Below are 13,999 nucleotides of genomic sequence, written 5' to 3' on the forward strand. Positions count from 1 at the left end.
GGAGGAAACATGAGCGCAGCACTTCAGCTCGACGTCGCCGGCGCCAAGGGCGGCGAGAGCAAGCCGAAAACCGCGGTAGAGGCACCCGACAGCCTCCGGTCCACCAACATCACCAAGATACTGATTGCGGTCGGCGAGGGTGAGTTCGAGGGTGCGCCCACGGATCGGGATATCTACCTTGACAACACTCCGATCATGGATGCCAGCGGCAACGTCAATTTCCCCGGGGTGAAGTGGGAGTGGCGCCGCGGCTCTGTTGAGCAGGACTACATCCAGGGTATTCCCGCGATCGAAAGCGAGACCACCACCAACGTCGAGCTGCGCAGCGACAACCCGTTCGTGCGCTCGCTGAGCAACACCCAGCTCTCGGCCGTGCGCGTCCGTTTCTCATGGCCGCGCCTGGCACAGCAGGACAGCAGCGGCAACACTAACGGCTACCGCATTGAGTACGCCATCGACGTGGCCACTGATGGCGGCGCCTACACCGAGGCTCACCGCGGCGCCGTAGACGGCAAGACCACCACCGGCTACCAGCGCTCCGTGCGTGTCGACCTGCCGACGGCTATATCCGGCTGGATGTTCCGCGTCCGCCGGATCACACCTAACGCCAACAGCGGCACCATCGCCGACACCATGACCGTCGCCGGCTTCACCGAGATCATCGACCAGAAGCTGCGCTACCCGAACACCGCGCTGCTCTACATTGAGTTCGATGCCCAGCAGTTCCAGAACACCCCGTCCGTAACCGTCGATTGCAAAGCCCGCCGCTGGCCAGTGCCGAGCAACTACGATCCTGAAACCCGAACCTACAGCGGGATCTGGGACGGTACGTTCAAGCAGGCCTGGACCAACAATCCGGTGTGGGCGACCTACGGGATCTGCGTCGAAGATCGTTTCGGCCTGGGCAAGCGCATCCAGAGCTGGATGGTGGACAAGTGGGAGATGTACCGCATCGCCCAGTACTGCGACCAACTGGTGCCTGACGGAGTCGGCGGCATGGAACCTCGCTATCTCTGCGATGTGAACCTGCAGGGCAGGGCCGAGGCTTGGACGCTGTTGCGCGATCTGTCCGCGATCTACCGCGGCATGGTGTACTGGGCCCAGGGCGCACTGTTCATGCAGGCTGACATGCCCCGGGCGCAGGACATCGACTATGTCTTCACGCGTGCGAACGTCATCGACGGTGACTTTGTGTACGGCGGGGCCGAGCGCGGCACCCACTACAGTCGTGCCCTGGTCAGCTACGACAATCCGGCGAACAACTATGACACCGACGTCATTCCGGTCACTGACCTGGCGCTGCAGCGCCGGTACCGGGATCGGCCTATCGAGCTATCCGCCATCGGCTGCACCCGGGCCAGCGAGGCCCAGCGCCGCGGGAAGTGGGCGCTGCTGAGCAACAACCAGGACCGCACCGTCACCTTCAAGACCGGGATGGAAGGCGCGAACGTGCTGCCGGGGTACGTCATTCCGGTTGCCGATGAGCTCGTCGCCGGCAGGCCGAACGGCGGCCGAATCTCCGCTGTTGCTGGGCGCACCGTGACGTTAGACCGCGACACCCCGATCAAGCCCGGCGACCGCCTGATCGTGAACCTTCCCAATGGCACGGCCCAGGGTCGCACCGTTGAGTCTGTTGCGGGCCGTGCCGTGACGGTGACTGTCGCCTATGCGCTTCAGCCCGAGCCGCAGCTTCAGTGGGCAATCGACTACGAGGACCTGGCCGTCCAGATGTTCCGAGTGCTGAAGCGTACCCGCACAACCGAGGGCGAGTACGAGTTCACTGCCCTGGAGTTCAACCCAAGCAAGTTCGCGGCTATCGATACCGGCGCCAAGCTGGACGAGCGCCCAATCAGCGTGATTCCAGTGACCACTGTGCCACCACCGGCGAGCGTGAGCCTGTCGTCCGGCTACGCGGTTGACCAGGGTATCGCTGTCAGCACCATGACGATCGCCTGGCCTGCGGTCGAGGGCGCCGTCGCGTACGACGTTGAGTGGCGCAAGGACAACGGGAACTGGGTCCGCCTGCAGCGCACCGGAACCACCAGCGTTGATGTCACCGGGATCTATGCTGGCGCATACCTGGCCCGCGTACGTTCTGTGAGCGGCTTCGACATCACTTCGACCTGGCGCAGCTCCGCGCTGACCGATCTCAAGGGCAAGGAAGGCCTGCCCCCCGCAGTGGCGTTCCTGCAAACCACCCCGCTGGTCTACGGCACACGGTTGAAGTGGGGCTTCCCCGCCGGCGCCGAAGACACGCAGCGCACCGAGATCTGGCAGAGCCAGACTACGAGCCGTGATGACGCGATCAAGCTGGGCGACTACGCATATCCGCAAGCCGAGCATGAGCTGCACGGCCTAGTGCCAGGCGCGTCGTTTTTCTATTGGGCGCGCCTCATCGACCGGTCCGGCAACATCGGCCCGTGGTATCCGGCCGGCGTCGGCGTCAATGGCCAGTCCAGCAGCAACCAGGCTGAGTACGAGGAATATTTCCGGGGGCAGATCGGCGCGAGCGCTCTCTACCAGGAACTGCGCGAGGAGATCGAGAAGATCTCTGGTGATGGTCCGGACTCGGTCAATGGCCGCATCGAAGACGCAAAGCAGGAACTGTACGAACGGATCGACGAGCTGACCGATGCGCTCGCCTACGACGAGGGCAAGGCCTACGCCATCGGCGACGTTGTGCGGGTAGGGCAGCGGCTGTTCCAGGCCCGTGCGGCGGTACCTGCTGGCGCCGCCCCGCCGGACCCTGCCTACTGGATGGATGTCGGGACCATTGCGCAGACCGTCGACGCCCTGGCAATGCAGGTCGAACAGCAGGGCGCAGCGATCGAGGAGCTGGATGGGGTTGTGACCGCCCAGGCCACCAGCATCCAGTCGCTGCGTGCGGCGGCCCGCCCACAGGATGCCAGCGGTGACCTCGCAGATGTAATCAGTGGGTGGTCGGCGCAATCCGGTATTGCCGAGCAGCGGAAAGCGACAGCGACTGAGAAGCGGGCGACCGCCGAACGGTTCCTTGACATGAATGCACGCGTCGACGGCAACACCGCAGGGCTTAGCACCCTTGAGAGCGTTGTGGCGACAGATCGCCAGGCGACCGCTACGCGGCTCGACCAGCTACAGGCCGGGGTCTCTGGCAACACTGCCGCGATCCAGTCGGCAAACGAGGCGCTGGCAGACACTGATCATGCCGTTGCATCGCTCAGCACATTCGCCTCAGCGACGTTCAATGCTCAGCGCGACAGCAGTGGCTCTGGAGCGTTGGCAAATGTCATCGAAGGGTGGGAGTCGAGCGCCAAGTATGCATCGGAGATCAAGCTGCAGGCATCAGAGACGCGCGCGCTTGCTGAGAAGTCAGAGCAACTGGACGCTGCCATCGGCGAGACCGGCGCGAGCGTGCAGCAGGTCAGCCAGGCCGTCGTGGACCTGGATGGAAAAGTGTCTTCGCAGGTGACTATCAAGGCGCAGACCGCTGTCGGCGGCAGGAAGGTCATGGCTGGGCTGGCGCTCGGGAGTGATGGGGAGACGTCGGAGATCCTCGCGTTCGCCCAGCGCTTCGCGATTGTCGATGAATCCACGGGGCAGTTGACGTTGCCGTTCGTTGTCCAAGGCGGCCAGGTCCTCATCAACACCGCGATCATCAGCACGGCGTTTATCCAGCAGATCGTCGCCGGAATGACGATCGTGTCTGCTGCGAAGAACGCGCAAGGCCTTCCGCTCCTGGAGATCAACTTCGCCGCCGGCACATTCGTGCTGCGGGGCCAGGATGCGAACGGCTCGACGCTGCTGAACAATGGAGGGCTGTACGTCTACGACGCCAACGGCGTAGAGCGGACTGCGGTAGGGAGGCTGACCTGATGGCCATTCAATACGGGCTCCGGACGCGGGATGCTGCCGCGGCTGTGACGCTCGATACGACCGTCACGCCTATCCGCTCCCTCAAGATGATGACTGTCACCGGAAATGGGGCATTTGATCAGTACATCTCAGTGCCAGAGATCAACGCCGGATCATTTGTTGTTGTCGACACACTTGAGGATCGGAACGAATTCACGTTTTCGCCGCAAGCGTGGTACAGCCCTGGGCAGCTTCACTTGCGGCAGCCCAGGACAATGACGTGGCAGCTCATGATTCTCTCGCTCGGCAGCGATGTCCCGGCCGCCGGAGGGGCTTACGGCATTCGCACATATAACAACAACACGCTGACCCAGATCGACGCGGTGAACAGGGTGTTGTCCGTGCGATACAACGGTGTCTTCAACATCGGCTTCCAGGGGCCTAATAGCGGAACGCAGATCGACTGGGGGGACGTTACATTCCCGGCGCCGATCACGACATATGAGCGCCCGCTGGTGTTCTTGAACGCTGCGGACTACATGATGGTGGGAAATTTTTCGATTAAAGGAGGGCCAGGTAACTGGACAGGGTTCAGGCTCAGGGCCTGGAACAACCAAACCTTTCATGGGCCGACCGCGCTGTACCCCATGTGGATCAACTGGTACTGCGCGAGCTACCTGGCTCCGACTTCGCCGGCCGGCGCCTACGGCGCTTCAGTGAGGGATGCTGCCAACAACAGGACGTTTGTCACGACCGCAAACCTCGCGCTTCTGAACAGCCAGCCTGCTGCCGACAAGTTCGTGCTGACCGGCACGCCGATCACCAGGCCGAACTACTACGCGCCCAGCGCGCAGATGCCCTGGACCGGCTCGACGGCAGACTACGTCCTCGCCAACGCGCTTTTCTCATGCACGAACATCGGGCAGACAACGCAACCCTTTCGGGCGAACTTCGGCGGCTTTCTGCCGGGCAATCGCTCGATCTTGCAGATGTATTGCGATAACGCAACCAGTGGTGTCGACCCTCTCACATCCAACGGCCGAACTCTTTTTGCATCGCGGCCAATGAAACCTCTATAGGAGCAGCTCCATGTCTTGGTACAGAGCAGGAAGCGTGACGATGACGCCTGGGTCAACCACGGTCATCGGCGTTAATACCGCGTTCGTCGCGAACTGTCGTGTCGGTGATGCATTCCTCGCGCCGAACGGTGCCGTGCACGAAATCACGAACATCGCATCCGATACAGCGCTGTCGATCTATCCGGCGTACGGCAGCACCGACGCATACGCGGTCGGCCCGATGCAGGGCTACGACAAGATGCTGGCGGACAAGGCCGGCGCGATTCTCCAGCAGTGGGGCTCGACGCTTGCCGGCCTGGGAGATGTTGCAAGCCAGGACATCGTCCCGGTTGCCATGGGCGGCACAGGCGGAGCAACGGCAGCAGCAGGCCGGGCAGGTCTCGGCCTCAAGAGCGCTGCCGTGGCTGATGTTATCGGTACAGTCGCCGCCGGCGCGATTATCGAGCGCGGAGAAAACTCCAGCGGCAGCTACACGAAGTATCTCGACGGCTCGCTGACGTGCTGGAGCACGCGGCGTGTACCGAAGACCATGAACGCCGCGTCCGGCTCGCTGTTCTTCAGTGCTATCGAAGCAGCGCTCCCTTACCCAGCGCCGTTCTCGGCAATACCCACAATCAGTATCACTGCAACCGGTGAGTTCGAGTGTTTTACTGTGCCTGCGGGCCTCTCAAATCAGTCAAGCTGGCCAGGCGTCTACATCGCAAGCCAGATCGCGAGGTCTACGGCAGCGACAATCGATATTTGCTATATGGCCCAAGGGAGGTGGAAATAATGCGCATCAAGTTCAGTCCCCAGCGCCGCGATGATCAGTTGAGCGTGGCCCGAGCCGGCGACGCACTGACCGTCAACGGAGTGAAGTTCGACTTCGGTAATCTGCCGCTCGGTGCAACGCTGCCCGCGCGCGCCGCCGACTGCCCCTGGATCTTCGGCGACATCGAAAAAACTGCTGAGGGCGTGCAGGTGACGATTCTCCTTCCGCATGCCGCGGACGCCCCCGAATCTGCTCGCTTCCCGCGCGACATCGTCAATCCGGCCGACGGCGCGATCCTGCTGCCCGGCACCACGGCTCAGGTGTATGCATCTTCGGTACCAGGTGTCATCGACTGGTCTCGGATGATAACCGCCGAGATGAAGGCCGAAGCAGATGCTGCACGCCACCTTGCCGCCGTAGTCGCCGACACCGCATCGCGCCGCGCGGCGGCAGACAGCGCGATCGCTCCGCTCCAGGATGCTGTTGATCTCGACGAAGCCACCGAGGCAGAAGCTGCGCTACTGAAAGAGTGGAAGCGCTACCGCGTTGCGCTCAACCGCTTGCCGGAACAGCCGGGATACCCGAACAGCATCGACTGGCCCGCGCCGCCGGCCTGATCTGCTCCGAATCCACCGACCGCCGCCTGGCGGTATTTTTTTGCCTGGAGAAAACCCATGCGTACATCGCAACGCGGCTTGAACTTGATCAAGTCGTTCGAGGGCCTGCGCCTGCAGGCGTACCAAGACTCGGTCGGCGTCTGGACGATCGGCTACGGCGCGACCCGGGGCGTGAAGCCCGGCATGACGATCACCAAGGACCAGGCCGAGCGGATGCTCCTGAACGATGTGCAGCGCTTCGAGCCCGAAGTGCAGCGGCTGGTCACCGCAAAGCTGAACCAGGATCAGTGGGATGCCCTGGTCTGCTTCACCTACAACCTGGGTGCGGCAAACCTGGAGTCTTCGACACTCCGGCGCCTGCTGAACGCTGGGGACTATGCCGGGGCCGCCGACCAGTTCCCGCGCTGGAACAAGGCCGGTGGCAAGGTGCTCCCGGGCCTGGTGCGTCGCCGCGCCGCTGAGCGCGACCTCTTCCTGGGTGCGGCATGATCTCCGTCCGCACCGCCGGTGCCGCTGCAACCCTGCTGCTGGTTCTCGCGTCGTACTGGGGCGCCTATCAGCATGGCCGCTCGGTCGAGCGTGCTGACTGGGAAAAGGCCTGGGCCGCGCGCGATGCGACAGACAGCGCCGCACGGGCGCAAGCCGAGGCTGATGCCCGGGAAGAAGAACAACGCCGCCAGGCGGCGCAACAGGAGGCGAGAGCCCATGCACAGAAAGAACAAAGCGCTGCGGATATCGATGCTGCTGGCGCTGGCGCTGCTGGCCAGCGGCTGCGCAACGAAGCCAGCAAGCTCGCTGGTTCCGTCGGTTGCCCCGGCACGGATCCCGCCGTTGTCGAGCGAGGCAAGGCAGCCACCCGCGCCGCGCTGGTGCTCTCCGACTTGCTCAGCAGGGCTGATGCGCGAGCGGGAGATCTGGCGGCAGCTTATGATCGCGCCCGAATAGTCGGCCTGGCATGCGAGGCGTCATATCAGTCGCTGGTCAAGTCGGGGTCGTAGCTCGGATGTACGTTTTAGAGCTCCGGCGCCTAGGCGTCGGGACAACTCTAAACACCTCGCCTTCGACACCCCTGTCGTCATTGTAAAGGTCTGTAGTGCTCTGCCGTTTGTGTCCAAGCAGTGCCTTCGTGTCTTGCCCCTGGTCTCGATACAGGCGTTCGGCCAGGGAGCGAATCTCATGGAATGTCGCAGGCCTTTTCCCATCGTCCCAAGTTGATCTGGGCAATGCCAGGTCGCGCTCCGAGGAGAATGCGGAGGTTAGGTAGTTTTTGTGGTATGCCCTTCCACTTTTTTTCGAGATCAGCGGTTCATGCTCTGTCTTTCCTGCTATGCAGCGCTCAACCAGCTTTCGGAGTGTGATGCGCGCGACGTCGAGTCGAAGCTCAAGCGGGATAGCCTGGCGCACTCCGGTCTTCTGTTGGGTAATCAGCAAATGATCTTCAACAACATGAGATGCCCTGAGCTTCACGACATCGCCGATTCGCAGGCCGGTTACCAGGGCGATGTCCATAGCGTCGACCAGCCAATACCGGCCATGCCTGATCGACTGCCTGCGGATCTGCTGGAGTTGCTCGAGCGTGAGCCTGGAGCGGCGCACCAGCGGGCGAGGGCGCTTGAGATGGGTTACAGGATTGAGCCCGACATGCCCGGCCATGATGGCTTCATTAAACAGGTCGTCCGCTTCGATATGCAGGCGCAAGGCCAGATGTTCACACCCTGAGTCGAACACGGCTCGGATTGCTGTTGCGACATCTACAGGGCGGATGGTTGCAATTTTGCGTTCTGGTCCACCGAGGATCTCAACGAGTTTGGAGATCTGCCGGACGCGCCCCGTGAGGGTGTTTGCCTTCAAAGACCTGGTTGCGATCAACTGCCCGAACTCTGCTCCCCATTCTCCAAGGGTCAGCAGCGATGATGGAAGCACAGAACAGCAATGGTGACACAGCATCTGAAATCTCCGTTGTTTTCGGCTGCCTGTTCGGCAGTTGAATGACGGTAGATGTGGTTATCAGTATGGGTATTCTTCCAGCAGCCCGGCCCAGAAATCAGCAACTTGCTTGTTGTGGTAATGAGCTTTCTGATTGAGCGCAATATTTTTTTTGTGAACAGTGTTGTTCTTCTTTTGAACGCACCGGTTCGGCGGAGTTTTCCGATGTTTCCGCCCCGGCTTTCGATAGCGGGAAACCGTCAGAAGCTGTTCGTGCCACGGAATACCTGCTGCAAACTCTAGGCGCATAGTCTCACCATTAAGTGTTGATTTTCTTCACGTTTAGGCCTTCACCATTCTCCCAATCATGCTCTTGAGCCATGTCTGCATAGTCGATAAAGCCTAACTGGAAAGCGGCTTCGTCCAATGCGCCCGCCATGGTCACAGCCTTGATTCTGAGTCCCGAGTCTTCCTCGCCGTCCCTCCACACGTAGAAAAGGTCCATGCTGTTTTTGGCATGCGATACCGCCCAGGCTAAAGCCTTCTTGCCGCTTCCACCGAACTGCCGCTTGAGATATTCCCACGCAGCAGCGAGGTCCTTCTCTGTATCTGGATTTATTAGGGCTTGGACCTGGATCTGTTTCGCCCGGTATTTTGCCGAGGCGGCTCTCTGCGAGTCACTCATAGTCTCACCAGCTCAGCTTCGCGCCTCAGCATGTCGATCATGTAAGCGGCTCCTTGTTCGTCAGATACCTCGACACCCCGGAATCCAAGCAGTTTTGCTGCGCGAGCGGTGTATAGCTGGATATCCAAGGCATCATCGGAATCGATCCCCTCTAGTTGCTGGCGCTCGCTTATGACCTCTTGGGCTGTATCAGGGTCAACATTGAAGCGATCACAAAAGTTCGCGACCAAATCATCCAGAAGCGCAGCGTCCTCATGGAAGAACAAGCCACCGGCGCGGATGATCTCTTTACCAGGCACATCGATGGTGTACGTGATGTATTTGCCAGCGGTCATGACGTAGACCTTGCTAGAGAAAACAGGAACTCTCCGAAGCGACCATCCTCATCGATGCAGGTGATCTCGGCTGGGCTGGTATGGAAGAGCTCGATCATGGGTGTTCTCCTTGGGCGTGGAGTGAGTATACGTATATCATATGATATATGCAATGTAGCGGGGATAGGCAGAGCGGACAGCTGTAAGCGGGCTGAGGGGGCTGCTTATCCCAGCTAAAGCGACTAAAATCGCCGCTTATGAATGAGTATTTTCCCGTCGATTGTGAGGCCACACTTCAGCGGATAGGGCTGATGGTCAAAACCGCGCGTCTCAAGCAGGGTCTACGGCAGCTGGACGTAGCGACCCGCTTCGGTGTGCCAGAGAAATTTGTGCGCCGGATTGAACAGGGCGATCCATCTGTGAACGCAAGGTCGTTGATGTTGGTGCTGTGGGGCCTTGGTCTGATGGAAAGCATATTTCGCTCTCCATACGACAGCCCGGTTCCGTACTCAGTGCTGAGGGAAGATGTTATCGGGCGGCGCGTACGTCACCGGAAAGCGAAGCCAGAAAGCTTCTGATGCTTTGCGCCTAGTACCTGAAGCGACCAAGTAGATGGCAGCAGCCGTTAACATGCGCTAGCGTGTTTTGAATCAACATGCGCGGGCTCATGCGTTATCGTTTGCACTCCACACAGGAGTAGACGTCATGGTCTTGAGGTTGATGGTATTTTTGGTTCTGACCCTTGCGCCGCTGGCCTTTTTGGTAGGGCCTATCATGGCCACTTTCAAAGCCATGGAGGCGCGCAACGAGGTATTGGAATGCGGCTCTAGGAGCGCCGCGGACGTCGATGGTTGTTTGGATTCTGCGCTGAAGAGGCATGAGGCCTGGAATGAAGTGATCCTGAGCATGACCGGACAGCGGCCGCCTAGCCGTGAGCCGGAACTCAAATTGGAGTGACCAGCTCCTCTCCTTGGTTGCGGACATTCCCAACAGCCGTCCCGACCTTGTACCACTCAAAAGCATCCGGGCCTTCGCCGAGGTTGAGCGCCAATTGCTCAGCCTGTTCCTTCGGCGTGTCCGGGGCCATCCATTCTCGAGCAAGCTCAGGCGACAGCACAACAGGCCGGCGGTCGTGCACATCGATCATTCCTCCCAAGGCATCAGCTGTGATGATGACGAAGCCATCATGCTCGCTGCCGGCGAACTGGCCGATGCTGGCGCACAGAGAAGGCTGCCCGTCCCGTCGGCGGATGTAGTACGGCTGCTTCTTCGGGCCGCCTTCGTCAACCCATTCATACCACCCATCGATCGGTGTCACCGCTCGATGCGGCCAGATCGCGCGGAAGAACGCTCCGTGTGCCACCTTCTCGACCCTGGCGTTGATCGGCGCTGCACGATCATTTGCCCAGTGCGGTCGCCATCCCCAGCGCACCAGGTCGGCCCGCAGGCCTGAATCGTCCAAGCGCAGCACGGCAACTGGCGTTGTTGGCGCGACGTTGTAGCGCTGCAGCTGCTGGTCGCCAACATTGTTGACCAGGGCACCAGGCATGCTCAGTGCCGCAACAAAGTCGTGCACGCCGCGGTACTGCGTGAGTCTTCCGCACATCATCAATTCCTCCGGCAGATCCTTCAGCTTAGCTGTCCGGCATCAGTCCATGAGGTCTCGGCAGTGATGGCCGTCGCATCGGCTCGTCAATCGGCGCCCGGACCTTGTCCTTCAATCGCTCATTCAGGCGTCGAGCGCGCTCGCGCTCCTCGTCGTCCCGGGCCAAGTCGATCCCGTAGCTGCATCTGGCGTAGTTGTAGAGGTTTACGTAGTCCACGTATGCGGCATTCGCCCGCTTGTACTCGGCGGTGATCCTGTCGTTCAGCCCTTGATTGATCTCGACCAGGGCCCTGACGATCTCCTTTGTATGGGCCAGCTCCAACTGGAGTCTGTGAATCTCAGCGCAGAGCATGCCGCTCTGGTGCTTGAGCGTATCGATGTAGGTGGGCGAGTCGATGTCGAACCCGGTCGTGTCAATGTCGTAGTCGTTCATGTGCGCCGGTCTGTATTACTGTATGTGCATACAGTATTTCTTGCCGGCGACTTCGGCCAGTACGGTCCGACGAGGTGTTGCTTGGGAGGGGGAATTTGTTCGGCAGAACGCCGGAGGAGGGTATGCGATATCGGCATGACGCCGTGTTAGGCTCAGCCTTGGTTTGTGTGACGCTGCCCGCGCTTCGCCCACGGGTTTCGGAACTGTTCCGAAACTATTCCGGAACTCGGCAGCAGAAGCCCATGTGTAAAGCGGAAAATGTGCACGCCCCAGAAATGCGAAAGCCCCGAAAATTCGGGGCTTTATGATGGCGGAAGCGTAGGGATTCGAACCCTAGGATAGTTGCCCATCGACGGTTTTCAAGACCGTTGCCTTAAACCACTCGGCCACGCTTCCACTTTGTCATGCGGGCGCCATCATACCGAAATGAAACAAGCTGTCAAACTCTCTGCGTGGCCTGTTTCCGAGGGTCTGATATGATCTTTGCAACTCAACGTTTCAAACCCCACAGGAGTGTCGCCATGCGCGAACAGGATTATGCCGTCCATCACGGCCTGCAGGCCGATCAGCAGGAAGTCAGCAAGGTCCTGCGCAACACCTACGGCCTGCTGGCCCTGACCCTGGCGTTCAGCGCCGTCATGGCCTATGTCGCGCAGCAGATGCGCGTCGGCTACCCGAACATCTTCGTCGTGCTGATCGGTTTCTACGGTCTGTTCTTCCTCACCGCCAAGCTGCGTGATTCGGTCTGGGGCCTGGTCTCCACCTTCGCCCTGACCGGCTTCATGGGCTTCCTGCTTGGCCCGATCCTCAACCGCTACTTGGGCATGGCCGGTGGCGCCGAGGTCATCAGCTCGGCCTTCGCCATGACCGCGCTGGTCTTCGGTGGCCTGTCGGCCTACGTGCTGATCACCCGCAAGGACATGAGCTTCCTCAGCGGCTTCATCACCGCTGGCTTCTTCGTCCTGCTGGGCGCGGTGGTCGCGAGCTTCTTCTTCCAGATCAGCGGCCTGCAACTGGCGATCAGCGCCGGCTTCGTACTGTTCTCGTCGGTCTGCATCCTCTTCCAGACCAGCCAGATCATCCACGGCGGCGAGCGCAACTACATCATGGCGACCATCAGCCTGTATGTATCGATCTACAATCTGTTCGTCAGCCTGCTGCAACTGTTCGGCATCATGAGCTCGGACGACTGATCCAGGTGCTGTAATGAAAAAGCCCGCTTCGGCGGGCTTTTTCGTGTCTAGCAAGCGGCCACATTCCCTAGGCTGCTTCCAGCACCGAGATACTCAGTCTCTTCCCCAGGGCAGCCAGCGCCTTCTCCACAGCCTCCATTTTTGACGTGTGGAGAAAGTCCACCAGCCGGTCACCCTGTGTCTGCGAAACACCAAGCAAACGGCACAGATCAGCCTTGCGCATGTCCCGGCTCATCATTTCATTCCAAAGCACGATCTTGGCCACGGTGACGGCAGGCAGGTGGACGATACGCTGCCCTTGCGTCGGGGCGGATGCGGCAGGAATCACGCGACGCTGATCAACATAGATCGACAACGCGCTTTCGATGCCATCCACCGCTTCGCACAGTGCATCTTCGATGTCATCTCCGGCGCTGTTGAACTCCGGCAGGTCGTCGCAGGTGAGTGCGACGCCTGGGTGTTCGTCAGCGTGGGTGGTTACTGGATAGTCAAACACGTTTCGATTCCCTACCTGGCAGCTCTGCGTTGAATGACGCAACGGTAGATCATCGGTAGTGGAGACATTATCTTTTGTAGCATTTCGCAGTAATTGTTCTCGTGTCCGATGAGTCGCGTGGTCTACACATCCCGCGCTGAGCGATACCCGATTGGTAGAGGCGTGTGGCATAAGCACTGGCGGCACGCGGTGGCAGGTGTATAATTTGGCAAATTTTGTCAAAAATAGGCAAAACCATGAGCACCATGAACATTTCTTTGCCAGACGCTCTCAAGTCGTTCGTCGATGAGCAGGTCAGCCAGCGCGGCTACAGCACCAGCAGCGAGTATGTGCGAGAACTGATCCGCAAGGATCAGGACCGTCAGCACTTACGCGGCTTGCTTCTGGCCGGGGCAGAGTCGGCCCCGACGGTCCCCGTGACCGACGACTACTTCGAGTCCCTGCGCGCCAGGGTTCGCAAGGGGCGTGGATGAAGGCAAAGCCCGTTATCCCTCGGTCGGCTGCCATCCAGGATGCAGAGTCCGCTGTCGATTACTACCTGGAGCAGCAGGCTGAGCAAGCTGCACTCGGCTTCATTGACGCTCTGAAAACTGGTTATGACCACATTGGTCGTCATCCGGCATCTGGAGTGCCTCGTTATGGGCACGAACTGGATTTACCAGGGTTGCTTCACTGGCCGCTAAAGGGTTACCCATACCTGGTGTTCTATGTTGAGCGCAGTGACCACGTCGATGTCTGGCGCGTTTTACATAGCGCAAGGGATATCCCCGAATGGCTGGTAGATTTCATTCCTCATTAGTTTTCGGAAAAAGTAGAGCCCAAATGGTCAAGCGATTGAAGAACCTACAAGCCGGCCTCACCCCCAAGCACCGTCTCTGGACCGCCATCTCCCTCATCGCAGCCGCACTCTCCGGCGGCGCCCTGGTCAGTTCCGAAACCAGCCTCACCGCCCTGATCGCCCCCGCAGCCACCTTCCTCGCCCATACCCTTCTCCCTGTCGCAAGCTGACGCCCCGCCAACGCGCACAACGCCCCAATACCGTGCATCCCCCGCGCCCATAATCCC

18 protein-coding genes and 1 tRNA gene are annotated in these 13,999 nt (G+C 60.2%); 11 read left to right on the forward strand and 8 right to left on the reverse strand.

Annotated elements, in window-relative coordinates; all coding sequences use genetic code 11:
- Nucleotides 1-9: 9 nt before the first annotated feature.
- From PSEMO_RS16620 to PSEMO_RS16645, 6 genes are read left to right on the forward strand one after another with little or no spacing between them, the layout of a single operon-like run.
- The gene (locus PSEMO_RS16620) at nt 10-3,855 is read left to right on the forward strand and encodes a phage tail protein (protein ID WP_075804082.1); all 3,846 of its coding nucleotides are present in this window, start codon (nt 10-12) and stop codon (nt 3,853-3,855) included.
- Nucleotides 3,855-4,913, forward strand: a complete 1,059-nt coding sequence (locus tag PSEMO_RS16625; RefSeq protein WP_075804083.1) for a hypothetical protein — start codon at nt 3,855-3,857, stop codon at nt 4,911-4,913. The genes PSEMO_RS16620 and PSEMO_RS16625 overlap by 1 nt, the downstream gene beginning before the upstream one ends.
- A 10-nt stretch (nt 4,914-4,923) precedes the next feature.
- The gene (locus PSEMO_RS16630; protein ID WP_075804084.1) at nt 4,924-5,685 is read left to right on the forward strand and encodes a phage tail protein; all 762 of its coding nucleotides are present in this window, start codon (nt 4,924-4,926) and stop codon (nt 5,683-5,685) included.
- Complete coding sequence (locus tag PSEMO_RS34040; protein WP_305955596.1) at nt 5,685-6,281, forward strand: tail fiber assembly protein; 597 nt, start codon at nt 5,685-5,687, stop codon at nt 6,279-6,281. The genes PSEMO_RS16630 and PSEMO_RS34040 overlap by 1 nt, the downstream gene beginning before the upstream one ends.
- A gap of 57 nt (nt 6,282-6,338) precedes the next feature.
- On the forward strand, nt 6,339-6,770 hold the full coding sequence (locus PSEMO_RS16640) for a lysozyme (RefSeq protein ID WP_075804085.1): 432 nt from the start codon (nt 6,339-6,341) through the stop codon (nt 6,768-6,770).
- Entirely contained in the window at nt 6,767-7,279 is a 513-nt protein-coding gene (locus PSEMO_RS16645; protein WP_075804086.1) for a DUF2514 domain-containing protein, read from the forward strand. The genes PSEMO_RS16640 and PSEMO_RS16645 overlap by 4 nt, the downstream gene beginning before the upstream one ends.
- On the opposite strand, the gene PSEMO_RS16650 is transcribed toward PSEMO_RS16645, so the two are convergent.
- From PSEMO_RS16650 to PSEMO_RS16660, 4 genes are read right to left on the reverse strand one after another with little or no spacing between them, the layout of a single operon-like run.
- On the reverse strand, nt 7,263-8,228 hold the full coding sequence (locus tag PSEMO_RS16650) for a tyrosine-type recombinase/integrase (RefSeq protein ID WP_075804087.1): 966 nt from the start codon (nt 8,226-8,228) through the stop codon (nt 7,263-7,265). The two genes, PSEMO_RS16645 and PSEMO_RS16650, sit on opposite strands and share 17 nt — an antisense overlap.
- 60 nt (nt 8,229-8,288) lie before the next feature.
- Nucleotides 8,289-8,516, reverse strand: coding sequence for a hypothetical protein (locus PSEMO_RS32965; RefSeq protein WP_144443586.1), 228 nt, complete (start codon nt 8,514-8,516; stop codon nt 8,289-8,291).
- 10 nt (nt 8,517-8,526) lie between these two features.
- Complete coding sequence (locus tag PSEMO_RS16655; RefSeq protein WP_075804088.1) at nt 8,527-8,892, reverse strand: hypothetical protein; 366 nt, start codon at nt 8,890-8,892, stop codon at nt 8,527-8,529.
- Nucleotides 8,889-9,227, reverse strand: coding sequence for a hypothetical protein (locus PSEMO_RS16660; RefSeq protein ID WP_075804089.1), 339 nt, complete (start codon nt 9,225-9,227; stop codon nt 8,889-8,891). Before PSEMO_RS16660 ends, PSEMO_RS16655 begins: the two co-directional genes overlap by 4 nt.
- A gap of 684 nt (nt 9,228-9,911) precedes the next feature.
- Here PSEMO_RS16660 and PSEMO_RS16670 point away from each other — a divergent pair.
- The gene (locus tag PSEMO_RS16670; RefSeq protein WP_075804091.1) at nt 9,912-10,163 is read left to right on the forward strand and encodes a hypothetical protein; all 252 of its coding nucleotides are present in this window, start codon (nt 9,912-9,914) and stop codon (nt 10,161-10,163) included.
- On the opposite strand, the gene PSEMO_RS16675 is transcribed toward PSEMO_RS16670, so the two are convergent.
- The 3 genes from PSEMO_RS16675 to PSEMO_RS16685 all read right to left on the reverse strand — a co-directional run bounded on the left by PSEMO_RS16675 (nt 10,150) and on the right by PSEMO_RS16685 (nt 11,641).
- Nucleotides 10,150-10,812: an SOS response-associated peptidase gene (locus tag PSEMO_RS16675; RefSeq protein WP_075804092.1), complete on the reverse strand. Its 663-nt coding sequence runs from the start codon at nt 10,810-10,812 to the stop codon at nt 10,150-10,152. The genes PSEMO_RS16670 and PSEMO_RS16675 overlap by 14 nt on opposite strands.
- A gap of 28 nt (nt 10,813-10,840) precedes the next feature.
- A complete protein-coding gene (locus tag PSEMO_RS16680) occupies nt 10,841-11,245 on the reverse strand; it encodes a hypothetical protein (protein WP_075804093.1) in 405 nt (134 codons plus the stop codon).
- Nucleotides 11,246-11,553: 308 nt separating this feature from the next.
- A tRNA-Ser gene (locus PSEMO_RS16685) sits at nt 11,554-11,641 on the reverse strand.
- A 125-nt stretch (nt 11,642-11,766) separates the two neighbouring features.
- Here PSEMO_RS16685 and PSEMO_RS16690 point away from each other — a divergent pair.
- The gene (locus PSEMO_RS16690; protein WP_075804094.1) at nt 11,767-12,438 is read left to right on the forward strand and encodes a Bax inhibitor-1/YccA family protein; all 672 of its coding nucleotides are present in this window, start codon (nt 11,767-11,769) and stop codon (nt 12,436-12,438) included.
- 67 nt (nt 12,439-12,505) lie between these two features.
- Here the strand turns inward: PSEMO_RS16690 and PSEMO_RS16695 are convergent, their stop codons facing one another.
- Nucleotides 12,506-12,934 carry a transcriptional regulator gene (locus tag PSEMO_RS16695; RefSeq protein ID WP_075804095.1) on the reverse strand — a complete coding sequence of 143 codons (429 nt, stop codon included), beginning with the start codon at nt 12,932-12,934 and terminating at the stop codon, nt 12,506-12,508.
- A gap of 236 nt (nt 12,935-13,170) precedes the next feature.
- On the opposite strand from PSEMO_RS16695, the gene PSEMO_RS16700 reads away from it, so the two are divergent.
- From PSEMO_RS16700 to PSEMO_RS33520, 3 genes are read left to right on the forward strand one after another with little or no spacing between them, the layout of a single operon-like run.
- The gene (locus PSEMO_RS16700) at nt 13,171-13,407 is read left to right on the forward strand and encodes a type II toxin-antitoxin system ParD family antitoxin (protein ID WP_075804096.1); all 237 of its coding nucleotides are present in this window, start codon (nt 13,171-13,173) and stop codon (nt 13,405-13,407) included.
- Nucleotides 13,404-13,733: a type II toxin-antitoxin system RelE/ParE family toxin gene (locus PSEMO_RS16705; protein WP_075804097.1), complete on the forward strand. Its 330-nt coding sequence runs from the start codon at nt 13,404-13,406 to the stop codon at nt 13,731-13,733. The genes PSEMO_RS16700 and PSEMO_RS16705 overlap by 4 nt, the downstream gene beginning before the upstream one ends.
- A gap of 23 nt (nt 13,734-13,756) precedes the next feature.
- Nucleotides 13,757-13,942: a hypothetical protein gene (locus PSEMO_RS33520; RefSeq protein ID WP_075804098.1), complete on the forward strand. Its 186-nt coding sequence runs from the start codon at nt 13,757-13,759 to the stop codon at nt 13,940-13,942.
- Nucleotides 13,943-13,999 lie beyond the last annotated feature (57 nt).

It is taken from the genome of Pseudomonas putida (assembly GCF_001941965.1).
GTDB classification, from domain to species: Bacteria; Pseudomonadota; Gammaproteobacteria; order Pseudomonadales; family Pseudomonadaceae; genus Aquipseudomonas; species Aquipseudomonas putida_L.